The sequence below is a fragment of the Longimicrobiales bacterium genome (assembly GCA_029245345.1).
Classification (GTDB): domain Bacteria; phylum Gemmatimonadota; class Gemmatimonadetes; order Longimicrobiales; family Gaopeijiaceae; genus CALFPJ01.
Genome location: JAQWPM010000021.1, coordinates 88,791 through 111,904 on the forward strand (window position 1 = coordinate 88,791; position 23,114 = coordinate 111,904).

Genomic DNA, 23,114 nt, shown 5'->3' on the forward strand with positions numbered 1-23,114 from the left:
GGCCTCCTGCCGTCTCGGTCCCTCGCCGAGATCCGTACTGGAACCTATCTGGTGCATAAAATTCCCCGTCCTTCTCCGACGAAAGGACGGGGCATGTGCCGAAACACCCGCCCATCCCCCCACGGAGATATTGGCATGGACGGGTGGTCCAGGTCTCCTGGCTCGAGGCCGATTCACTCGCCTTCCCAGAGGATCATCCTCCAGTGGCTATCCGAGTGTACGTTCCGAGATAAACTCGGACCTCTCACAGTGGCGGGGCCGCGCCGGAATCACACCGGCTTCCTTGATGGCCCACCCGTTACATCGATTGTGGCTTTACCCTAACGGGCACGGACAGCGCGCGCAAAAAACGGCGGCTAGCTGTCCCTCACGAGTCCGTACTTTTCGATCTTTTTGTAGAGGTTGGACCGCGGCATGTCGATGCGTCGCGACGTCTCAGCGACGTTCCAATCATTCTCATGCAACTTGTGCACGATGTATGCGCGCTCCGCATGTTCCTTGAAGTCGGCGAACGTCTCGTACCCCATAAGCTCTCCACCTGAGGCGGGGCCCCCAGTGCGCCCGGAGGCGAGTAAGTCGACGTCCTCAGCACGCACCTCATCCCCGCTGCACAGGATGACCAACCGCTCTACGGTGTTCCGCAGTTCACGGACATTACCTGGCCAGGAGAGCGAGCTGAGTCGGTCGATCGCATCGGCGCTAAACGGGCGTGGTGCCGCCCCTTCTCGGTTCGCCATCTTCTCGGTGAAGTGAGTGATAAGCATGGGGATGTCCTCCCTACGTCCTCGCAAAGGAGGCACCCGAATGGGAACCACGTTCAGCCGGTAGAAGAGGTCCTCTCGGAAGGTCCCGTCTTCAATCGCCTTCTCCAGGTCCTTGTTCGTGGCAGCCACGACCCGCACGTCGACCTGGATCGCTTTCGATCCTCCAACCCTGGTCAGAACGCCTTCCTCGAGGACTCTGAGAACTTTCGCCTGAGCATCAAGGGACATATCCCCGATCTCATCAAGAAAGAGAGTTCCGCCGTCCGCGAGCTCGAACTTCCCCGCCCGGTCGGCCACAGCTCCGGTGAAGGAACCCTTCATGTGCCCGAACAGCGCGGACTCGATCAACTCGGTGGGGATGGCAGCACAGTTGACCTCGATGAAGGCCTCGTCTGCTCTTGGAGACAACCGATGGACGGCTCGCGCCACGAGCTCCTTCCCGGTCCCATTCTCTCCGGTGACCAACACGCGCGCTTCGGTGGGAGACACCTTCTCCACACGGTCGAGCACCTGCCTGATTTGATAGGAAACGCCGACGATCTCGTACCGGCTTTCAACCTGGCTCCGGAGATCAGCAATGTTCTCGGTGAGTCCTTTTAGTTCTAGCGCCCGGCGGAGCGTCACAAGGAGCCGGTCAGTGTCGAGCGGCTTCTCCAGAAAGTCGTAGGCCCCACGACGCGTCGCGTCGATCGCTGTCTCAATCGTACCGTGCCCGGAGATCATCACTACGACCGCACCTGGGGCTTCGTCGCCCAAGCGGGCCAACACGTCCAGTCCATCCATGCCGGGCATCTTCACGTCGAGGAAGATCACATCAGGATGGTAGGCTGCCGCAGCCAGCAGCCCATCCGGACCGTCCTCGGCCGCCCTCACCTCATGTCCTTCATACTCGAAAACCTGGACGAGCGCTTCGCGGATGCCTTTTTCGTCGTCGACGACCAGAAGCCGCGCCATTAGTTGCCTTCGCCTTGGGCAGACTCGTCGTCGTTCTTCGCCAGCAGAACAAGGCTGTCTCGCTGGACGAAAATCGACTCGAGTCCGTCTGGCATCGGGACTATGAGAGCATCCTCAGGCAGGCTCGCGGGTCCCTGACGGCCCAGGCCGTCCAGGACCCCTGCCACCATACGAGAGGGAATGGGAATATTCGCCGCCTGGACCCGGTCGATCTGGAGCGCCAGCACACCCTGGTCCACTGAGATTAAGGATCCACGCATTTCGATCAATATCGTATCGGGCAGGAGACCCAAGATCTGATCCAGGCGCGGGAGGCGCGGAAACGCGTCCACTGCGACGCGGGCAGAGACGTGGACCTTCCCGTCTTCGAGGTCGACCGTCGGCTGAGAGACACCTGGAGGGATAATTCCAGGCATCGCATACCGCAGGATAGAGGACAACTCTGTTCCTCCCAAGGCGAGTCGGTCACCGATCTCTCCTGCCCGAAACTCTTCGAACAAATCGAGTGTCGCCTCGGCCATTTCGGGAGTCGGTCCCAGCTCTTCTTCGACCGCCGCAGGCGGACCGACCCCGAGCACGCGCTCCATGGCGGGGAAGAACACCGGGCCCCACCGGAATCCTGCGTAGGCCACGCCTACAAGGACGACTATCGTGAGCAGCTTCTTGATCAATGAATATCCCGTCGCGTCAGGTGGCGAGTTTGGCTCTTGAAAGCACTGAATACCGCGCGCCATCCTTGGACATCTGGCTGCGCATCAAGTCGATCGTTCGGACCTTTACGTCCCCGCTGAACTCTAGGCCTGCCATGACCTCATCAAGTCCTCTAAACTCTCCCGCTCCGCGTTCGTCGGCCCGCCCCAATGTAATATGCGGATGGAAGGCACGTGTTTCAGCTTCGAACCCGTGGTCACCGAGCGCCCATTCGAGATCTTGTTTCAGACACCGGAGTTCGGGGCTCGCGCCGACACCGAGCCAGATGAGCCTGGGGCGGCGGATCGTGGGGAATGCCCCGAAACCACTCAGGCGAATCGAAAAGGTCTTGGTCGCTTGCCCAACCTTGGTGATCGCCTCTTCGATTCCCGCGAGTCGATCCGACCGCACGTCTCCCAAAAATTTCAGCGTGACATGATAGCTGTCGATGTCGACCCAGCGCACAGGCAGTTCCCTCTCGCGAAGGGCCTTCGCCCTGCGACGAATCCACTGGCGCTCCTTCTTAGGGAGATTCAAACCAATGAACAGGCGCATATCTTCTCGGAGTGCAAGTCTATGGATAGAGCGGAGCGTACCACAGCGACTACAGCCTCGCACGCGGGATCTACCTTAGGCATTGGGACCACATTGTAGCCCCCACCCGGTCATAACACCCCACTCACGGTCAAGCAGGTCCCCTCGTGTCGGCGTGATTTGCCTTGGGCACGCAGGTGTGCCGAAGATCTCAATTGTCATCATATCTTCCCCGCCGGACCCGCGCGCCGCCGGCCGCCTGTCCCGCGCGAGCCCCATGACTCCGTCGTAATCAAGACGACCGCTCCCAAGATGATCGCTGCCGCAGCCAGTGAGCGAAGGGTGAGTGGCTCGTCCGCCAAGGCCCACCCAAGAAGCATCGCAACAACCGGATTGACATACGCGTAGGTCGCTACCCTTGCTGGCGTCACCACCCGTAGCAACCAGATGTAGGACCCATACCCAACGAGTGCTCCGAAGAGGATCAGGTACATCAACGCAAGGGACGACTTCATTGAAATACTCGCCACGTCCAATCGAGCGAGGTCCCCGAACGCAAGGGATAACATGAGGAGGATCGTGCCCCCAGTAAGCATCTGCATGGACACGAGAGACAGCGGCTCCGGAAGCCCCTGTGCATATCGCGTATAGATCGAACCGGCTGCCCAAGACATTGCCGCGACAAGCAGGAAAAGTGCCCCAATGAGTTCCTCGCTCCCTCCGGCGCCAACGCCGGGCGATCCCGCGAGCAGCGCGACCCCTACGAATCCGATCGCCAGGCCAGCCCAAGCTCGCACGCTTGGGGCGACACGGGATCCGAAGAACCAATCCATCAGCACCATCCACAGCGGAACCGAAGCGACCACGAGGGCCGCGATTCCAGACGGTACCCACTGTTGGGCAATAACCACAGCCCCGTTTCCCCCAACAAGCAGAAAAGCACCACCGATCGCCGCGGCCTTCCACTGAGCCCTCGTCGGTATCGGGACACCCTTCGCCAGCTGCCACGCATATAGGAGTGCGCCCGCCACCAGAAAGCGGGCAGCCGCCATGAGCAGAGGCGGCATCGTCTCGATGGCCCAGCGGATCGCAAGATACGTCGACCCCCAAATGAGATAGACCGCCGCGAAGGCGAGCAAAACGGAGGCCAGCCGGGGGACGTCCTTCGACGCGGGCACACCGGTCTCGGCACGGTCGGGAGGAGACATCCGCAAAGCTCACGTTGGACAGCCTTCCGTTCAATCCCAGTCCGGCCTACTGCACAACCCGATCCAGATACCGATACTGCAGGGCCTCTGCGACATGATGCTGCTTAATGGTCTCACTCCCGCCCAGGTCCGCGACCGTCCTCGCAACCTTCAATACTCGATGATACGAACGGGCTGATAGTCCCAATCCGTCCACCGCTCGTTGAAGGAGCCGGGCGACGTCCCTAGACGGATGGCACCACTGCCTGAGCTCCCTCACGGTCATGTGCCCATTCGCGAAGACTCCGGGCGTCCCCTCGAACCGCCTAGCCTGGAGGGCCCGAGCCTCGACGACTCGTTCACGTATGTCGTGAGTCGAATCCCCATCACCGGTCTTCGTCAAATGTTGGAAGGCGACCGGCGGCACCTGCACGTGAAGGTCAATTCTGTCCAGCAGGGGACCGGACACTCTCCCCAGGTATCGCCGCACCTGGGACGGGTCACACACGCAGCGGTCCGTGCCGTCTCCCCAATACCCACACGGACAAGGGTTCATTGCTGCCAGCAACAGAATTTGAGCGGGGAAACGGACCGATCCCATAGCTCGAGACAGATGAATAACGCCCTCCTCCAACGGCTGCCGAAGCACATCGAGAACGTTCCGCTTGAACTCTGCGAGCTCGTCGAGGAACAGGACACCGTGATGTGCGAGGCTCACTTCGCCGGGACGAATGGGCACCCCGCCGCCGACCAGCCCGGCGTCGCTCACCGTGTGATGGGGAGCCCTGAAGGGGCGCCTTGTAATGAGCGAGCCCCCCTTCCCCATCCGTCCGGCCACCGAGTGCACGCGAGTAGCCTCGAGCGCCTCCTCAACGGTCAAGGAGGGGAGAATGCCCGGCAACCTTCGCGCCAACATCGTCTTCCCGGAACCTGGCGGACCAATCAGCAGGGCGTTGTGTGAGCCGGCGGCCGCTACCTCGAGAACGCGTTTGGCGGCCCCCTGACCCCGAACCTCCGAGAAGTCAGGGCCATCCTTCAAAGGGCCGGAGAGGAGCGGTGTCAGATCCGTCTGCACGCATGCCAGGCGCGTGCCGCCCCTCAGGTGATGAACCACATCGAGCAGCGAAACGGCACCATATACACTCAGGCCATGGACCACCCCAGCCTCAGCTGCGTTGTCCCTCGGCACAAATAGATCCGACACGCCCGCGGCTGCCAGAGCCGAGGCTGCCGGAAGGGCCCCGCGAACGGGCCGGAGTCCCCCGTCCAGGCCGAGTTCGCCGAGAAACGCCCATCCCGACAGCACCTCTGGGGCGAGCACACCCGAAGCAGCAAGGAGACCCACGGCGATGGCGAGGTCGAACGCTGTGCCGTCTTTCCTGACATCGGCCGGGGCTAGGTTGACCGTGACCCGCTTGGGCGGGAGCGGCCACCCACTGTTGGAGAGTGCCGTGGCCACACGTTCTCGGCCCTCCCGGACAGCGCCTTGAGGCAGGCCCACCACCATGAAAGATGGGAGCCCTGAGGTCATGTTCACCTCCACATTCACTACGAACGGTTCGACCCCGTGAACCGCTGCTGTTCGGACATTGGTAAGCATCGCGAAGGCTCGTGACGAAGGCCGCAATGCGCGATGTTTCGATGGGTCCTACATCCCTCCACATCGGCCGCTTGTGCGGTCAACAGCGGACCCCTAGGATGTGGGCGTCACGAGGTGCCTTACCCCTCCAGAACCTATCCGGAGAGCCTTAATGAAGGTCGCTGTCCTAAAGGAAACACGCACTGACGAACGGAGGGTCGCCCTAGTTCCGATGGGCGTCCGGACACTCGTCAAGAACGGCCTTGAAGTCGTCGTCGAGAGTGGAGCGGGCGATTCGTCCGCCGCGTCCGACTCCGAATATATAGAGGCCGGAGCGACGATCGCGGGCAATGCATCGGACGCCGCGAGCGGCGCTCAGATCGTTCTCGGCGTCAACGCACCCGCGCTCACCGGAATCGCGGAGGGCACGATCCTCGTGTCGTTCATGAATCCGCTAGGAGATTCTGACTTGGTTCGTGGTATGGCGAGCGGGAAGATCACCGGGATCTCGATGGAGATGGTGCCACGGATCACCCGAGCCCAATCCATGGACGCTCTGTCTTCCCAGGCGACCGTCGCCGGCTACAAGGCCGTGCTCATGGCGGCCGACCACCTACCGAAGTTCCTGCCCATGTTCACGACCGCGGCTGGAACGATCCGACCAGGAAGGGCCCTCATTCTGGGCGCCGGCGTGGCAGGTCTTCAGGCTATCGCGACGGCGCGACGCCTGGGTGCCATCGTCGAAGCGTTCGACGTCCGGCCGGCTGTGAAGGAGCAAGTGGAGAGCCTTGGCGCCAAATTCCTCGAGTCTGAAGAGGAAGTGGTGGCCGAGGGCGAGGGTGGTTACGCCAAGGAGCTCTCCGCGGATCAACATCAAAAGGAACTCGACTTGATCGCGGGAGCCATCGTGGAGTCGGACATCGTCATCACGACGGCTCAGATCCCCGGACGTGACGCTCCGCTGTTGATCACGGAGGACATGGTCAAGTCCATGAAGGCCGGCTCTGTGATCGTCGACCTCGCGTCGGAAAGCGGAGGGAACTGCGCACTTACTAGGAGCGGTGAAACCGTTGTTGCCCACGGTGTGCAGGTTCTCGGACCCGCGAACATCGCCACATTGCTCCCGGTCCATGCAAGCCAGATGTACTCGAAGAACATCGTGACGCTCATCTCTGAGTTCATCGACGAAGAGGGCAAGCTCGCGCTCGACTTTGAGAACGACGTCGTCGGGCCGTCGACCGTCACGCACGCCGGCGAAATCCGAAATGAGCGTGTCCGTGATGCAATGGGCAGCATCGGTTGAGAGCCCTCACGACACAGCACACCCCTACAGCAGCCTCTCGGGAGACCCCATGGGCGATTTGATGATTGGTCTGTACGTGTTCGTACTCGCGACCCTCGCAGGCCGCGAGGTGATCACGAAGGTGCCACCCACCCTTCATACGCCCCTGATGTCCGGCGCCAACGCGGTCTCGGGGATCGCCATTGTCGGTGCCATCGTGGTTGCGGCGAATGCAGATGGCACGCTGCAGACCGTCTTGGGCATCGCCGCCATCGCAATGGCGACGGTCAACGTGATCGGGGGCTTCATGGTCACCGACCGTATGCTCGCCATGTTCAGGAAGAGGTAGGCTACCATGGATACTATGGTCGAGGTAATCTACCTCCTGTCAGCCACACTCTTTGTCGTTGGCCTAAAACGTCTTCAGTCCCCCGCAACCGCGCGGGCAGGTAACGCGATCGCAGCGTTCGCGATGTTCTTGGCGATCGTCGCCACGGTCGTGGACACAGAGATTCTCACTTGGAACGGCATCCTCATCGGGGTCGCGATCGGCGGGCTCGTCGGTGGGATTACCGCCCGGCGAGTCGAGATGACCGACATGCCACAGCTGGTCGGGATCTTCAACGGCTTCGGTGGTGCGGCCTCGGCCCTTGTAGCGGTCGCGGAGTTCCTAGGCACACCGACCATCGGGGTGGGCACGACGGGGGTCACCATCCTGATCGGCACCGCGATTGGTGGCGTGACGTTCACAGGCTCCTTCCTTGCCTTCGCCAAACTGCAGGGGCTCATGACCGGGGATCCGATCACTTTCCCCGGCCAGAACATTTTAAACGCGCTCCTTTTCCTCGGGGTACTCGCGGTCGGAGCCATGACCTTGGGTGCGTTCGGCGGACAAGATCCGCTCACGATGTTCTACGTGTTCTGCGGGCTGGCCATGCTGATGGGGGTGTTGCTCGTGATCCCGATCGGCGGCGCGGACATGCCCGTGGTCATATCACTTCTGAACTCTTATTCGGGCCTCGCCGCTAGCGCAGCGGGATTCGTTATAGGCAACATGGTTTTGATCATCTCGGGCGCGTTGGTCGGCGCCTCGGGCCTGATCCTCACGCAGTTGATGTGCAAAGGCATGAACCGTTCTCTCGCCAACGTTGCGTTCGGCGGCTTCGGTGGATCGGCCAATGTGGATCGGTCACAGATCGGCAAGCGGCCGGTGAAGCGGGCTGACGCGGAAGCGGTTGCGTTAGAACTCGGGTATGTGAACTCACTGGTGGTGGTGCCGGGCTACGGCCTCGCGGTCGCACAGGCACAGCACGAACTCCGGAAGGTCGGGGACCTGCTTGAGGAGCGCGGTGTGGATGTGAAGTACGCTGTCCACCCTGTCGCGGGACGCATGCCAGGTCACATGAACGTGCTCCTCGCAGAAGCCGACGTCAGCTATGACAAGCTGTACGATCTGGAGGAGGTCAACGACGACTTCTCCAACACGGATGTGGTCCTGATCGTCGGGGCGAACGACGTCGTGAATCCGGCAGCACGTGATCCAGAGTCAATCATCGCCGGCATGCCGATCCTCAACGTAGACAAGGCACGCCGAGTCATCGTGATGAAGCGTTCGCTGTCCCCTGGCTTCGCTGGGATCGACAACGATCTGTTCTACATGGACAACACGCTCATGTTCTTCGGCGACGCGAAGGAACAGATGTCTGAGCTGGTGCGAGAGGTTCGCGACCTCCCCTAGGGCATAGCGCGGGGCTGGTCCGAGGTCATCGGGTCAGTCCCGCGACAGCTCTGTGGCGGCCTCTTCCAGAAGGCGCCACGCCTCCGCGACGTGAGCACCCGTAGTCCGCAGATTGCCGACCGCGACGCGCAACGCCACGCGCCCTGCCAATTCCGTGTGGGAGAGGAAGACCGCCCCGTCCTGATTCACGGCGTCGAGAATCGCCAGGTTTAGGGCATCGTTCTCGCGACCGTCGAGTACGGGATCTTCGTACCGGAATGCAACCGTGGACAATGGAGCGGGTGCAACGCGCTGCCAGCGAGGCGAGTCGTCGATCCGCGCGACCAAATCCTGCGTAATCGCCACGTGAGCACGCAGCCGGGCGATGAGCCCCTGCCGACCGAAATAACGCAGGACGAACCAGAGCTTCAAGGACCGGAAGCGCCTGCCTAGCGAGACACCATAGTCCATCAAACTGCGCGGCGCCGAGTCATCTGGGGCCCGGAGATACTCAGGCACGATCGAGAAGGCTTGCACCAACACTTCAGGTCTACTGCAGTAGAGCACGGAGCAATCCACCGGAGTGAAAAGCCACTTGTGCGGATTCACGACAATGGAGTCTGCCCTCTCCCATCCATCTAGGAGGGGCCTGAGTTCCGGGACGATCGCAGCCGGCCCGCCGTATGCGGCATCGACGTGCAGCCAAAGACCGAACTCCTCAGCGATGTCCGCGATCTCTGCAACCGGATCAATGGAAGAAGTAGACGTCGTGCCCAGCGTCGCCACTACGGCCACAGGCACAACCCCTGCGGCGAGGTCCTCTTCGATGGCCGCTCGTAGTTCGGACACACTCATTCGGAAGTGTTCGTCAGAACGGATCTTCCGGTATCCATCTTTCCCGAAGCCGAGCGTCAGGACGCTCTTCTCGACTGAAGAATGGGTCTGGTCCGAGGCATACACACGGCCCACCGGCTGGCCAAAAAGTCCGGCCTCGTGGGCGCCGGGATACGCGACTTCGCGTGCCGCGGCCAAGGCATACAAGGAGGATGAAGATGCAGTGTCATTGATGACCCCGTCGAAACCATCGGGAAGTCCCATCAACTGGCGCAGCCAGTCGGTGGTGACCTCCTCTAGCTCTGTCGCCGCTGGAGAGCTGCGCCAGACCATCGCGTTCACGTTCAGCACAGCCGCCAGCATCTCCCCAAGCACCCCCGGTCCCGAACCGGTGATGGAGAAGAAGGCCATGAAGCCCGGATGGTTCCAGTGTGTGATTCCGGGCACGATCAACTCTCGGAAATCAGAAAGCGCCGCATCTAACGACTCGCCTACCTCAGGTGGTGAAGCTGGAAGCGCTTCGTGCAGGTACCCGGGTTCGACTGACGACAGAACAGGAAGGTCCTCGACGTCGGAGAGGTAGTCGGCCATCCAGTCCGCAACCTCGTGGGCGTAGGCCCGAAACTGCTCCGGCGGCATGTCACCCAATTTGAGATCATCGTGTGGCACCGCAGTCTCCTCAGTGCTCAGCATCACCCGCGAACGACGGGTCAGCCCCAAGTGCGAGGACGCCCTTCAGTTCGTCCCGGAGCGACGTGATCTGAGCGAGCACTGCTTCGGCCGTCCGGACGGCTTCCGGTTCGCGCTCTCGATCCCCGTCGTCGAACAACTGAAAGAACAAAGCGTCCGTATGTCCCACGCTTCCGTGCGTCACGATCCGATCGACTGCGCGGTTCAACAACAGAACATCCCGTAGGGAGAGAGGGGCGACACCTGAGCCCGGTGGATCTCTGTAAAGATCCCGAATGACCAACTCACGCAAGATCTGGAGCTCTTCGATTACTTCGCCTGCTGCGAGACCGCGTCCAGCAGCGGTATGCCCAAACAACTCGGCGATGCGCACCCAAAGGGGCTCAACCTCACGCCGCAATGGTCCGAGCACCGGAACCAGCATCGAAGAGATCACGTCCACGAAACTGCGAACAACATCGTGCCAGTCCGAGCCTCCGATGGACTCGCGAGCCTCCAGGCGGGACATCCACCGGCTGCTGATCGACGGCAGCCGCATGCGCAGCCAACGAGTCAATTCGACCGGTGCCGCATTGGGACCCACTTGAGGCGGGCGCTCAGCGGATTCGGGAGAAGCGGATAGGTCTGTTGAGTAGTTCGGCATCCGGTGCGGAACAGGGGCTCGTGCTTCGAGGCCGGCGGGTCACCTCGGGTCGGGAACAAGATGCCGCGTCCTGCGACGGGGGACCAGCCCTAGGTAGATTCCTCGAGCCAAACCGGGATGTGGAGCGTGACAGTAGTGCCCACACCAACTTCACTCGCCACTGTCACGGTGCCGCCCCAGGTGGCCACGAGCCGCTGAACGATAGGCAGCCCGAGGCCCGCCCCCTTGGAACGGGTCGAGAATCGCGGTTCGAAAATTCGAGTCAGGACCTCTTCAGGGATGCCGGCACCGTCGTCCACCACGTCCACGCTGACCATCGAGTTGTCTTCCAGACGTCCCTCGATGGTCACAGATCCGCCCTCTCCGATCGCCTCTCGGGCATTCTCGAGCAGGTTGATCAACACCTCTTTGAGTTCCTCCTGGCGGCATCGCACAGCGGGCAAGTTCTGAGCGACATGCTGCGAGAACGGTGACACCGATTGCTCGCCACCGTATAGGGTCATGACATCGTCGGCGACAAACTCGACCGACACTGGTGAAAGGGGCGTTTCGCCGGCGCCACCCGGCGCGCCAAACCTAGAGAAACTGGACGCGATCGCCGCCAATCTGTCGATCTCAGACAACATGGCGTCAGCGTTTTTGATGAGGATCTCGTCGAAATCGGAACGACCGTCGTTCCACGCCCTTCGGATGTGCTGGATGCTGAGCTTGATCGGAGTGAGGGGGTTCTTCACTTCATGTGCGACCTGTCGCGCCATCTCACCCCAGGCTAAAACGCGCTCCGTTCGGAGTTCGTCCGTCACATCGTCCATGGCGACGACGACACCCCGGCGAGTACCGAGACTCCCCAGTCGTCTCGCGCGCACCCTGACACGCCGGTCGCCTGAGTGAAGTTCTGTGGTCGCCTCCTCGGCGGTCCCGTCAACAAACAGAGCCACCCAATCCGAGAGAGCTTCGGACATAGCCCCTTCGGCCGGAACGTTGCGGCCTACAAGAACCTCGGTATCGAGCAGATCTTCGGCGGACGGATTCACGAGCAGGACACGCCCTGCGGGATCAAGGGCGATCATCCCGACGGCGGCCTCGTCCATGATGGCCTGTGTGCGTCGAGATGTCCTGACGAGCTGTCTTCGGGCCCGTCGAACTCTGCCGACCATTCGGTTGAAGGCTCGGAACACCGCCCCGAACTCATCGGTGCGCGAACTTGGAAGCCTCATCGCGAGATTCCCGGCTCCGACGCCTTCCGACGCCGTCTGGAGCGCTCGAATTGGGCTCGTCAGGGCCCGTCCGGCGACCCACGCCAGCACCAATGAAAGAGCCGCACCCACGAGCACGGCCAAGCCCAGGAGTTCGATCATGTCGGTGGTGCGGATGGCCGTCGTCCCCGCCTGAATCGGCACCTGCGCCCCCAAGATGTCTCCATCGGGGAGGCGCCGATATGCAGTGACGTAGCGCCAGCGACCCAATGAGGTTTCGGTGAACTCGCTGATGCCCTCACGGCCGTCCAGCAACCTGTGTTGGGTCATCGGCATCCACCCCTCGTACAAACCGATCTCGACGAGTTCCGCCACGGACCCGCCGCCTCTCAGCTCGCCATCTCTGTACTCAAGGAGTTCTGCTCTCACCTGGCGTGCCAGGCGATCCATGCGTGTACCCGGGGGGACATCGAGAGACAAATACCAACCCGCCGCATCTTCGACGACCCGCTCTGCGATTACCCGGGCAGACCGGGCAGATGCCTGAGCCAACGTCCGGTACGCGAGTGTGCCGAACAAAGCGTTCGCCAGCAGAAAGAATCCGAAGAGTGCCAGCGTGACGCGAGCACGGAACGAAATCACGAGTCCGGACAGCCTCATTTCCGGAGGCGCCACATCGCGCAGTAACGCTCTTCCACCGAGCCAGAACGCGAAGAAGATGGCCAGGTTCAATACCAACAACAGCGCGCCACGCGCTGTGGCGAGTATGGCTACCGGCATTTCCACCAAGTGGTGAGCGTGGTACGTGGCGTCGTCGAACTGCAGGGCGATCTGGCCCTGCCACCCTGAGCCGGTCCGCTGCCAGGCCAAGGACTCACCGCCGCGTGGGTCACCCGGGAGCAATGGGATCAAGGTCACAGCAGCGGAGAGTTCTCCCGTCGCTGCGCCCATCAGCGCTGCAAGCGGTGAACGAGAGGGATCCAGGTCGATCGGTGGCGCAATCACGGTCAGAACGCTCCCACCCGAGAGCGGAATCGACATCACGTACCGGGCGTCATAACGGTTGTAGGGAAAAATCATCTGGGCGTCCTCCCCCAGCGCGCGCATGACCAAGTCCGTCATGAAGGCGGGTGGTTCGGCTCCGACCCCAATTCTGAGTTCCTCACCCTGCTGTCCGTCAGCGTCCCACATGGTGAGTCGAAGGGGAGCGCCTCCTTCCGAGAGACCGCTGCGCCTCCAAGCTCCATACATGATGTCGACGGGGGATTTCCCCGCGCGTTCCAGGGTGTCGGCGACTGCTCCGAGTCGTTGGAGTCCCCGCTCGAGCTCGGTATCCGTCGAAGAGGCGAGGCCGGAAAGAAGATGTGACCCGGCCTCGATTCGGGATTCGGTCCGATGGGCCCAAGTCGCTGGCAGTGCCGCACTCGACGCGAGAACGCCCGCTGCTAGCCATCCGACGAGTGGACGCTGCCATCCTGGCCACGCTCCCATCGACACAGCGACGGCCGCGGTCGGGAGAGCCCACAACGCCGGCCACCATGCCGGCAGTCCCGTCGTCCGCTGCACGAAGACCCCACCCACCGCACTAAGAAGAACCGCTACGACGACCCCGGCGGTCGCCGCATACGTCCTCGACTCCGGCTTGGCGCGACAGAACGCCAGTGCCGATCCCGCCAGCAGGGTGAGGAGCCCAGCCATGGCGACATTGTACACGACATAACCGAGTCGCCCCTCAGCAAGCCCAAGCGGCAGGACTCCGCCTGAGACCGTGTTGGTCACCAAGGGGAACCCAACCCCAACGAACAGGCCGGCCACCCACGCAGGCACTTCGACACGAGGACGAGGGAGAACGGCCACGGTGGTGAACCCCGCCAAGGTCAACAGCGCCAGCCGTCCCAGGGATATCGGGATGGGGCCCGGCAAGGTGAACAAAGATGGGGCGAACAAATGCGCGAGCCCATCGATCCGCTCGAACGGAAGAAGCCCCGCAATGAAGAGGAGCCCTCCCGAAGCCATGGTGCCGGAAGCCATGCGAGCGGCCCCCCCCATTGCCAACAAAAGCCACGCGATGACGACGGCCGCCGACACAACCCCTCGCCAACGACCCATCACTTCGTCGATGCGGTCTGCAGCCACCGGCCGATCGACGGTAACGCTCAGCAACCGCACTCCGTCCTCAGTCTCGAGGTCGAAAACGCCGGCACTTTGTGTCGGTGACTCCCGCGAGATCGTGATCGCCTCACCTGTCGCGCGCGAGAACTGGGAAGCGAAATCACCGAGGGGCGCTTCCAACGCAGGGGACACATCCGACCGAAGCAGGTGCGCGACCACGGCAATGCTGCCGTCCGCGCCGTGGGCAGTGACATAGAGATACCCGAACAACGGCGTATCTCTATACATGTACCGCTCAGCGCCTTGTTGGGCATCTTCAGGTACCCCACCCCGGTGAACGCCATCCCACACCAGCAAAGATCCTCGCGAGTCATACAGGGCGACGGCCGCAGCTCCGAACCGCGATCGGAGCCTTCTCACGGTGCCGAGTTCAGTCAACTCGGGGTCCTCCCTCAATCCAGGCGCGAGCGATGCGAGGGAATCCGCTGCCAACTCTGCGCTTTCGAGTCGTTGTTGGAGAGACTCGTCGAGCCTCTGTCCGACCTCCGCCTCACGGTCGTCCCAATATCCTTCCCACCCGTTAGCGAGCTGGGATACCTGGCGGTGAGCTCCGAATCCGGCGAGGATGGCGAGAACGAGAACGGACACACCGCCTCCCCAAGATCGACCTCGACGCTTGGGGCCCCAAAGAGCTGCACATGTAACGCCGGCAGCGGCGAGGAGTAATGGGGCGAACCCAGGAGATGCGGCCCACAAAGCCAAGGACGCCAGAGAGGTCCACGGCCCGAGCCATCCGGAGGCTCGCCTAGTCTGCCGAAGTCGTTTGTATAGGAAGGAAGGTGACGTCATTCGCACTCGATGTGATGAGTTGGCCAGAGGTCGGACGTGCGCTCGCACGAGATCCTCGACTCATCTTCCCAGTTGGTGCGATGGATCAACACGGGCCTCACTTACCCTTGGGCGCGGAAGCTGTCTCGCACGCCGTTTCCGATCACCTCGGGATACTCCGCGCTCCGACCTTCTCGTACGGTATCAGTGTCGGTGGAGGTCCATTCGCCGGAGCCACCGGGCTGAGACGTAAAACCCTCCACCGTGCCGCAAATGAACTTCTGGCTCAATGCGAGAACGATGGCGTCGAGGACTTTGTCATCATCACGGCGCACCGGTTCGAACCGCATTTGGAGGCACTGCTCATGGCCCTCACCGCGACATCAAGCAACAGCGTTTACGACCTATGCCAGGTCCATGTCGCTGATGTGCTCGAATCGAACCCAGAATTCGAACACAGAGGGGAGTTGGAGACGTCACTGCTACTCCACCTGGCTCCGAAGTTGGTCCACATGGAAGAGACCGAAGAGTCTCTCCCAGAGGAACGTTGGCTTCGAAGATACACTCGGGGTAGAGTGCCGACACCCCCGGCAAAGTCCCGAGGCGTGGGGAGATACCCTCGCCGGGGCACGAAAGAAAAGGGGCGTGTCGTCTTCGATCGGCACCTCGACTCGATCGAGAGGCGCTCACCTCGGACTGACATCGTCAAGAGCGGTGCGAACGCGGCACGAAACTTGGTGTAGCAGATGCCCATGACGATTCTGAGAAATGCTGGCTTGACGCTGCTCACCCTTGCTTCCCTTTCGTCCCCTGCGGCGGCGCAAAGCGTCGTCGATCAAGGGACGTTCTCTATCGAGATCGACGGTTCAGTTGTCGGGACTGAGGAATTCAAAATTCGCCGCGTGGGGTTCAACCGGAGCGCCATCTTCATCGCCGACGGAGTCGTGGCGCTGGGGGACGAGTCAGGCAGCCAGGAGATACGGCACCTGCTCCGCGTATCAGGCTCAGCCGGAGCGGCCGAAGCATACGAGCTCACTCTGAGCGGCGCCGAACCGCTAGAGATCACGATGAATCTCGCTCGCCCTCGATTCGTTTCTCGGTTCGAATCGCCGGAAGGGCAAGAAGAGCGCGAGTTCAGGGCTAGAGAGGAAACACGGATCATTGAAGTGATGGTCGCGCATCACTACTACTTCGTTCGCGATCTTCAGGAGGGAGAGTCTGCTCCGATCATTGTGCCGAGAGATCGACGTGAGGGCACAATCAGCACCGGCTCCATCGTGGAGGAGGAATTGCGTTTGGGGCGGAACCGAGTCGCCGCACGTCGCGTCTCATTCATGGACGATGCCTCCGAGCATCGCGTATGGTTCGACCGCCAAGGGCGCGTACTCCGTGTCGAAATACCTGACCTTGGATACGTGGCGACTCGCACCGACCTCGTCGGCGAATAGAAGCAGGGCCTTGGAGCGGAAGGCCTTCGAATTAGCTTTCTTGACGCCCGAAATGCGTGACTGGTGAAGCATCCACCACCCCGGTGCGTCGTCGCACCCATGGACTTCATCACAGACCGCTTCGATACCCGAAACTACCGATGCTCTGGTGGCGTACGGGCGGTAGCAGCCCGACTTCCAACGAGGGGTTCGTGAGGATGAGGAACAGTTTGCGCGCGTTGGCCATCATGGCCGCGCTCATCGCATCGCCACTGGCAGGACAAGTGACGGTGCCTAGTACACTTTCTTTGGCCGATGCGCTCGATATCGCCCAAGAGAACAACCCGAGCTTCCTGCAGACACGGAATGACGAGCGACTCGCGGATTGGGACGTCAAGCAGGCCTACGGCCAGCTCCTTCCCACGGCCAGCGCAAATTCCGGTGTCTCGTGGCAAGGTGCTGGCGAACAGCGCTTTGGGAGCCTGACGCTGGGAGACCTCGGATTCGGCGGGCAACCGTCGTACTACTTCTCCAACTACAGCGTCAACTTCAACTACTCGTTGAGCTGGGCCACCCTAAAGGGGCCGGCGCAGGCGAAGGCCAATCGCGGCACGACCGTCGCCCAAATCAGGGTGGCCGAATCGAACCTCGTAGCTCAAGTGACAAACGCCTACCTCGAGATGCTCCGCCAGCAGGAGGCTGTACGCCTCACAGAGCAACAGCTCGAGAATACCCAGTTCAACTACAGACTCGCTCAAGGTCAGCTCGAGGTCGGGTCGGTGACCCCGATCGACGTCGGCCTCGCTGAGATCCAGGTCGGACGGTCTGAAGTGGGTGTGCTACAGGCTCGGAATGCACTGGAAACCGGCCGCATGCGCCTTCTCCAGCAGCTCGGGCTCGGCGTAGACCAAGTATTTGAGCTTGGCACGATCTTCGTGTTGACCGAGCCGAGCTGGGATCTGGACGAACTCATCGATATGGCGCTGGGTCAGAACCCGACCCTTCAGGCGCGACGTAGCAGCAAAGCATCCGCAGACATCGGGGTCAGCACGGCCCGCTCCGCGTACTACCCGTCGATCTCTATGTCCACCGGCCTGAGCGGCTTCACGCGCCAGGCCAGCAGTACAGCGTCGCAGGTGGCACAGGCCCAAGGTCAGATCGCCGGATCCGTCGCAAATTGTCAATTCACAAACGATCTATACAGCCGATTAGCGGACCCACTTCCGGGGCAGGATTGTTCCCGCTTTGCCTTCACCGACACGCAGCGGCAGGCGATCGAGGACGGAAACAATGCTTTCCCGTTCAATTTCGACAAGTCCCCGCCGAGCCTCTCGTTCGGGATCAGCATCCCGATCTTCCAAGGGCTCTCCCGCCAGAGGAATCTCGAGGCTGCCCGACTGCAAAGAGACGACATCACTCAGCAGGTCCGCGAACAGGAACTGAGTCTTCAAGCTGATCTCGCGATCGGCTTGGCCAACGTTCGTACCGCGTTCCAAAGCGCTGAACTCGAAGAGAGAAACCGCGTATTGGCGGAACAACAGCTCCGCTTGGCCCGGGAACGGTACCAACTCGGAGCCATCACTTTTGTGGAATTGGTAGACGCGCAGACGCTGTTCGCTCAGGCAGATCGTGATCGAACCATCGCGATATTCGCCTACCATGACACCGTGACCAGCCTGGAGGCGCTCGTCGGCGCCCCCCTTAGAAACTGAGAGACTGACTGACCATGCAGACCCGTACTAAGGTCATTATCGGAGTCATCGTCGTCGCCGTTCTCGGCACGGCGGCAGCCCTCTCCGCTACCCGCGGGAACGACCGCGGCGCCGAAGTCCGAATGGAAGAGATCGAAGCCCGCGATCTCGTCGAGATCGCTACGGCTAGCGGAAACATCCGTGCTCGGCGCACCGTCGACGTAAGCTCGGATGTCTCGGCAAAGGTCGCGGAACTCCTCGTCAAAGAAGGTGACGACGTGGTCCGAGGACAGGTTCTTCTACGCCTCGATCCCGACCAGTACCAAGCTTCGCTGTCAAGAAACGAGGCGTCGATGGCTCAGGCGCAGGCCCAAATGGCCTCCCAGCAGGCCAACATGCTTCGTTCCCAGCGTGATCTAGACCGACTTCTGAACCTCCGGGCGAGGGACTCGCTCTTAGTGAGCGGGCAGCAGGTCGATGACGCGCACACGAATGTCGACGTCGCAGAGGCCAACCTCACATCCGCTGGGCACGGTGTGGCACAGGCGCGAGCTGCAGTTGATGAGGCCAAAGAGCAGCTGTCAAAGACGATCTTCACCGCCCCCATGGACGGGAAGATCACACGCCTCAATATCGAAGAGGGCGAGACCGTCATGATCGGGACGATGAACAACCCGGGAAGTCTGGTCCTCACGATCTCTGACCTCTCCGTCATGGAGGTTGTGGTGCAGGTCGACGAGACGGATGTGCCCGCAATCGCCCTCGGCGATAGCACAACAATCCGTATCGATGCCTTTCCAGGCGACGAGTTCATTGGGCGTGTCACGGAGATCGGCAACTCCGCGATCAACCCTCCGTCTCAACAGGCCGCAGGCCAGCAGGCTGCGATCGACTTCGAAGTCGTCATCACTCTCGATGGGACGGACATCGGGCTGCGGCCCGACCTCTCAGCTACGGCAGACATCGTGACAGAGATGCGCGTCGGGGTGGTTGCAGTGCCGATCATCGCGCTCACGGTCCGAGAAGAGGAACGTGATTCCAGCGTAACGGCCGATGAGGACGAGCCGCTCGAAGACATCGACGGAGTCTTCGTTGTCATCGAAGGTGTGGTCTCCTTCATTCAAGTTGAGTACGGCATCGCCGGTCAGGAGTACTTCGAAATCATCTCCGGCGTCAATGTGGGTGACACCGTGGTTGCGGGCCCGTATCAGAGAATTCGTCAGCTTCGTGACGGTGATGCCGTCAAGTCGTCTGAGGAGTCCGACGATAACAACAACAACTAGAACGACGGGCTAACTGACTATGCACCTTTGGGAGGGCGTCGCCCTGGCGATGCATCAGATCCGGAGCGAGAAGATGAAGAGCTTCTTCAGCCTCCTGGGTGTGATCATGGGCGTCATGTTCCTCATCGTCGTCGTGACGATCGTCGAAGGACTCGACCAATACGTGCGTGTGGAAGTGACCTCCCAGGTCTTCGGGATCAACACGGTCACAGTCCGCCGATGGGGCGAGTCAGGAGTCGACAACGATCGCGAAGCATGGCGGGCACGGTTGCGGGCGCCACGACTCCGTTATGAAGACGCCGAAGCCATCCGTGAACGTCTTACCATTCCCGCGTTGATCGGGGTCGAGAGCGACACGAACGCATCGGCCGTTGCGGACAACGGCCGCACAGCGACCGGGGTTAACGTGGTCGGCGCCAGCATCGAGATATTCGAAATCCGTGACCTGAACGTGAGTCGTGGCCGGATTTTCAGCGACCTAGAAGCTTCGGCGGGCATTCCCGTTCTCGTCCTCGGGAAGGAAACTGCCGAGGTCTTGTTCGAGGAAGTCGATCCCCTGGGTCGGGTCGTTCGACTCAGAGGATTCCCCTATCGAGTGATCGGGGTCCTCGAAGAGCGAGGCTCTTTGTTCGGTCAGTCCCTCGACAATTTTGCGGTGGCCCCGGCGCGGTCACCGATTCAATCGATCACTAACCCACGCGGTGTGATCGACGAGATCATCGTGCAGACCCTGGATCCAGACCAGATCAGAGAAGCTCAGGCGGAACTCGAAGGCATCATGCGGACGCGGCGTCAACTGCACCCGAGCGAGCCGAACAATTTTGCGGTCGAGACGGCGGACGACGCGATCAGTTTCTGGGACAACATCTCTAAGATCTTGTTCACCGCCCTACCCGGCCTAGTCGCGATTTCACTCGTTGTGGGTGGCATCGTGATCATGAACATCATGCTGGTGTCCGTGATGGAACGTACCCGCGAGATCGGCGTCAGAAAGGCGCTGGGGGCACGGCGTCGAGATATTCTGACCCAGGTCCTCATAGAGTCGACAACGCTGTCCACCGCAGGGGCGATCTTGGGAGTAGCCATGGGGGTCATGCTCGCCATGTTGGTGGCGGCGATTTCGCCGATGCCTGCCGCGGTCAGCGCGAAGTGGATTGTGATCGGGGTAACCCTCGGCATGTCCGTCGGGATCATGGCCGGGGTCTACCCCGCCACGCAGGCTTCTAAGCTCGATCCCGTGGATGCGCTCCGCTATGAGTGATCGGTCGGGGCAGCGGGGCGCTTCGGGCATGACGGCGCTGGGCGAGGGCCTCATCATCGCCTTCGATGCCATGAGAGCCAATACGATCCGCTCGGCGCTCACCATCTTGGGCGTGGCGGTTGGTGTATCGGTCGTGGTTGCACTCTCCGCACTCATCACTGGGATTCGCAGCAGCGTCATGGAGGCCTTCGAGTCCGGTGGACCGAACAACTTCCTGGTCATGCGCTTCGACTTCACAGCCGTGCGAATCTCGGACGACGGTAACAACCGGCCTCCCTGGTGGAACAAGCCGCAACTGGAGGCGTCTGAGGCCCGTCGCTTGGACCAATTGCCCTCCATCGAGGCTGCAATGTTCAACTTCGGATTCCAGATCGACTTGGATTACGAGGGCCATGAGGTGCGCAATGTTCAGTCTTCCGCGTCTGATGCGGGCTGGCCTGCCTATCAGACCGGAGACTTTATCGCGGGGCGTGACTTTACACCTACCGAGGTGGACCAGAACCGGGCTGTAGTGGTCGTGTCCGCCGAGCTGGCCCTAGAGCTCTTCGGTGAACGCGATCCTATCGGCCGTCGCATCCGGATGCTGAATGTGTTCCGGGGCACGCAGGAGCCGTTCACGGTCATTGGGGTGTACCAACTGAAAGACAACATCTTCACGAGCGCAATCAAGCACTGGACTGTAGTCCCGTGGACCGCGGCCAGCCGGCGATTACGACAGTCCATGTGGCAGGCTCAGATCCAGGTCGTGCCGAAAGACTCGGTATCCATGTCGCGGGCACAGGACGACGTGATGGCGGCGTTACGCAGAATGCGAAGTCTGGGGCCGAGGGATGAGAACAACTTCGCTCTGCTGGCGAGCGCTCAGATCCTTGATCTGTTCAACCAACTCACGGCTGTGTTCTTCCTCGTGATGCTCGCTCTCTCTTCGGCGGGTCTCCTGGTGGGTGGAGTGGGCGTCATCGGGATCATGCTCATCAGCGTGACGGAGCGAACTCGAGAGATCGGGATTCGAAAAGCCCTCGGAGCGACGAGACGTGAGATCCTCTGGCAATTCCTTGTGGAAGCTTCCGCGCTCACCGCGGTCGGGGCCATGGTAGGGATGCTTATGGGATGGGGTCTGGCGTCAGGAGTGGCGGCCTGGACTCCCCTGCCCGCAAAAATCCCCCTGTGGGCTGTATTTGCAGCCCTCGGCATGGCTTCGTTCACAGGGATGTTGTTCGGCCTCCTGCCCGCCATGCGGGCGAGTCGACTTGATCCCGTAGACGCTCTGAGATACGAATGACAGCTCCGTTGGACGTCCTGGCGATCATGGCCCACCCGGACGATGCGGAACTCCTCTGTGGAGGCGCCCTGATCAAGAGCGCCGCAGCGGGCCACCGGGTCGGAGTCCTGGACCTCACTGCAGGAGAAATGGGAAGCGCGGGCTCTCCTGAACAACGAGCGATCGAGGCAGGCACCGCAGCAGAAATCATGGGGCTCGCTGAACGGCGATGTGCAGGCCTACCCGACTCCGGTCTCGAGAACGACAACGAGGCCCGCCATGTGGTCGCCGAGCATCTCCGGGCCCTCCGGCCCAGAGTCGTGATCACACACTGGAAGGTCGGCCGCCACCGAGATCACCGGATCACATCGGAGCTCGTGAGAGATGCATGTTTCTTGAGTGGGCTCAAGAAGCTGGACGTGCCAGGAGATCCGTTCCGGCCTTCAAAACTGGTGTACGCCACCGCGTTCAGAGAAGACGCAGGCCCGCCAGACTTCGTGGTCGACGTATCGTCTCATATCGACGCCCGGATGGACGCGATCGCCGCCTACGGTTCTCAGTTCGCGATGGTCCATCAGGCGGGAGAAGTCTTCCCCGGGGGGACACGCCCACTCGACCAGCAGATCAAGGCGCAGCTCGCGCACTATGGTTCGCTCATTCGGGTCGCCTACGGCGAACCCTACCGCGTCGATGAGACCCTAGAGGTCGAAGACGTTGCCGCCCTCGGCGTCTCGACCTTCTAGGTCTGGTGGACTAGGGTCGACAGACGACCTCGAGGAGCACGCGTCGCCACGAAGGGGTATCGACTCCGCGAACTCGCACGGCCCTCGCTTCCGCGACACCGCCCGCACACAACCAGGGCCAAAGCCACATCCCGATCTCAGGAGGAAGATGTCCGATCGGATCTCCAGACCTGCGATGGACCCATACTTCGGGCGCGTCTTGAACCGGTGGATCCGCCACCAACTGAAGGGGCTCCCCTTCGCTTACCTGGCCCACGTGTACGACACGTCCTCCGAAGACCGTACCGTGAACGGTCGACCGGAAGCACTTGGGTTGCCCGTCGGGAAACGGTGGAGAGAAGTGCATCCGATTGGGACTCCGGGCTGAGGCGGTACGGTCCAAGGTCGGCGTCGATTAACTTAGGTACCTACGTTTCTCCAGCAACTCGCTCTGCCCAA

At 61.5% G+C, this 23,114-nt stretch carries 19 protein-coding genes and 1 riboswitch; of the genes, 11 read left to right on the plus strand and 8 right to left on the minus strand.

What is annotated here, in order from left to right; all coding sequences use genetic code 11:
* Positions 1–131: 131 nt before the first annotated feature.
* Positions 132–350, minus strand: a riboswitch (cobalamin riboswitch).
* A 6-nt stretch (positions 351–356) separates the two neighbouring features.
* The 5 genes from P8L30_11540 to P8L30_11560 form a co-directional block, all read right to left on the minus strand.
* The gene (locus P8L30_11540) at positions 357–1,718 is read right to left on the minus strand and encodes a sigma-54 dependent transcriptional regulator (GenBank protein ID MDG2240825.1); all 1,362 of its coding nucleotides are present in this window, start codon (positions 1,716–1,718) and stop codon (positions 357–359) included.
* A complete protein-coding gene (locus P8L30_11545) occupies positions 1,718–2,389 on the minus strand; it encodes a hypothetical protein (GenBank protein ID MDG2240826.1) in 672 nt (223 codons plus the stop codon). The genes P8L30_11540 and P8L30_11545 overlap by 1 nt, the downstream gene beginning before the upstream one ends.
* A 16-nt stretch (positions 2,390–2,405) precedes the next feature.
* Positions 2,406–2,963: an RNA 2',3'-cyclic phosphodiesterase gene (thpR, locus tag P8L30_11550; GenBank protein ID MDG2240827.1), complete on the minus strand. Its 558-nt coding sequence runs from the start codon at positions 2,961–2,963 to the stop codon at positions 2,406–2,408.
* 200 nt (positions 2,964–3,163) lie between these two features.
* A complete protein-coding gene (gene yedA, locus P8L30_11555) occupies positions 3,164–4,150 on the minus strand; it encodes a drug/metabolite exporter YedA (protein ID MDG2240828.1) in 987 nt (328 codons plus the stop codon).
* Positions 4,151–4,196: 46 nt separating this feature from the next.
* Positions 4,197–5,729: a YifB family Mg chelatase-like AAA ATPase gene (locus P8L30_11560; protein MDG2240829.1), complete on the minus strand. Its 1,533-nt coding sequence runs from the start codon at positions 5,727–5,729 to the stop codon at positions 4,197–4,199.
* A gap of 151 nt (positions 5,730–5,880) precedes the next feature.
* Between P8L30_11560 and P8L30_11565 the strand changes: the two genes are divergently transcribed.
* From P8L30_11565 to P8L30_11575, 3 genes are read left to right on the plus strand one after another with little or no spacing between them, the layout of a single operon-like run.
* Positions 5,881–7,011, plus strand: a complete 1,131-nt coding sequence (locus P8L30_11565) for a Re/Si-specific NAD(P)(+) transhydrogenase subunit alpha (protein ID MDG2240830.1) — start codon at positions 5,881–5,883, stop codon at positions 7,009–7,011.
* A 49-nt stretch (positions 7,012–7,060) separates the two neighbouring features.
* Positions 7,061–7,339 (plus strand): NAD(P) transhydrogenase subunit alpha, encoded by a 279-nt coding sequence (locus P8L30_11570; GenBank protein ID MDG2240831.1) that lies wholly within the window; start codon positions 7,061–7,063, stop codon positions 7,337–7,339.
* A gap of 6 nt (positions 7,340–7,345) precedes the next feature.
* Complete coding sequence (locus tag P8L30_11575) at positions 7,346–8,728, plus strand: NAD(P)(+) transhydrogenase (Re/Si-specific) subunit beta (protein MDG2240832.1); 1,383 nt, start codon at positions 7,346–7,348, stop codon at positions 8,726–8,728.
* Positions 8,729–8,761: 33 nt separating this feature from the next.
* On the opposite strand, the gene P8L30_11580 is transcribed toward P8L30_11575, so the two are convergent.
* The 3 genes from P8L30_11580 to P8L30_11590 all read right to left on the minus strand — a co-directional run bounded on the left by P8L30_11580 (position 8,762) and on the right by P8L30_11590 (position 14,830).
* Positions 8,762–10,234, minus strand: a complete 1,473-nt coding sequence (locus tag P8L30_11580) for a pyridoxal-dependent decarboxylase (GenBank protein ID MDG2240833.1) — start codon at positions 10,232–10,234, stop codon at positions 8,762–8,764.
* Positions 10,221–10,739, minus strand: coding sequence for a hypothetical protein (locus P8L30_11585; GenBank protein MDG2240834.1), 519 nt, complete (start codon positions 10,737–10,739; stop codon positions 10,221–10,223). The genes P8L30_11580 and P8L30_11585 overlap by 14 nt, the downstream gene beginning before the upstream one ends.
* A 224-nt stretch (positions 10,740–10,963) precedes the next feature.
* Positions 10,964–14,830: an ATP-binding protein gene (locus tag P8L30_11590; GenBank protein MDG2240835.1), complete on the minus strand. Its 3,867-nt coding sequence runs from the start codon at positions 14,828–14,830 to the stop codon at positions 10,964–10,966.
* A 191-nt stretch (positions 14,831–15,021) separates the two neighbouring features.
* Between P8L30_11590 and P8L30_11595 the strand changes: the two genes are divergently transcribed.
* The 8 genes from P8L30_11595 (at position 15,022) to P8L30_11630 (ending at position 23,043) form a co-directional block, all read left to right on the plus strand.
* Positions 15,022–15,753 carry a creatininase family protein gene (locus tag P8L30_11595; GenBank protein MDG2240836.1) on the plus strand — a complete coding sequence of 244 codons (732 nt, stop codon included), beginning with the start codon at positions 15,022–15,024 and terminating at the stop codon, positions 15,751–15,753.
* Between the two features lie 9 nt (positions 15,754–15,762).
* Positions 15,763–16,458, plus strand: a complete 696-nt coding sequence (locus tag P8L30_11600; GenBank protein MDG2240837.1) for a hypothetical protein — start codon at positions 15,763–15,765, stop codon at positions 16,456–16,458.
* A gap of 197 nt (positions 16,459–16,655) precedes the next feature.
* Positions 16,656–18,149, plus strand: a complete 1,494-nt coding sequence (locus P8L30_11605; protein ID MDG2240838.1) for a TolC family protein — start codon at positions 16,656–16,658, stop codon at positions 18,147–18,149.
* A gap of 14 nt (positions 18,150–18,163) precedes the next feature.
* A complete protein-coding gene (locus tag P8L30_11610; GenBank protein ID MDG2240839.1) occupies positions 18,164–19,411 on the plus strand; it encodes an efflux RND transporter periplasmic adaptor subunit in 1,248 nt (415 codons plus the stop codon).
* Positions 19,412–19,484: 73 nt separating this feature from the next.
* The gene (locus P8L30_11615) at positions 19,485–20,672 is read left to right on the plus strand and encodes an ABC transporter permease (protein MDG2240840.1); all 1,188 of its coding nucleotides are present in this window, start codon (positions 19,485–19,487) and stop codon (positions 20,670–20,672) included.
* Complete coding sequence (locus tag P8L30_11620) at positions 20,665–21,954, plus strand: ABC transporter permease (protein ID MDG2240841.1); 1,290 nt, start codon at positions 20,665–20,667, stop codon at positions 21,952–21,954. Before P8L30_11615 ends, P8L30_11620 begins: the two co-directional genes overlap by 8 nt.
* A complete protein-coding gene (gene bshB1 / locus P8L30_11625) occupies positions 21,951–22,676 on the plus strand; it encodes a bacillithiol biosynthesis deacetylase BshB1 (protein MDG2240842.1) in 726 nt (241 codons plus the stop codon). Before P8L30_11620 ends, bshB1 begins: the two co-directional genes overlap by 4 nt.
* A 148-nt stretch (positions 22,677–22,824) precedes the next feature.
* The gene (locus P8L30_11630) at positions 22,825–23,043 is read left to right on the plus strand and encodes a hypothetical protein (GenBank protein MDG2240843.1); all 219 of its coding nucleotides are present in this window, start codon (positions 22,825–22,827) and stop codon (positions 23,041–23,043) included.
* The last annotated feature ends 71 nt before the right edge of the window (positions 23,044–23,114 follow it).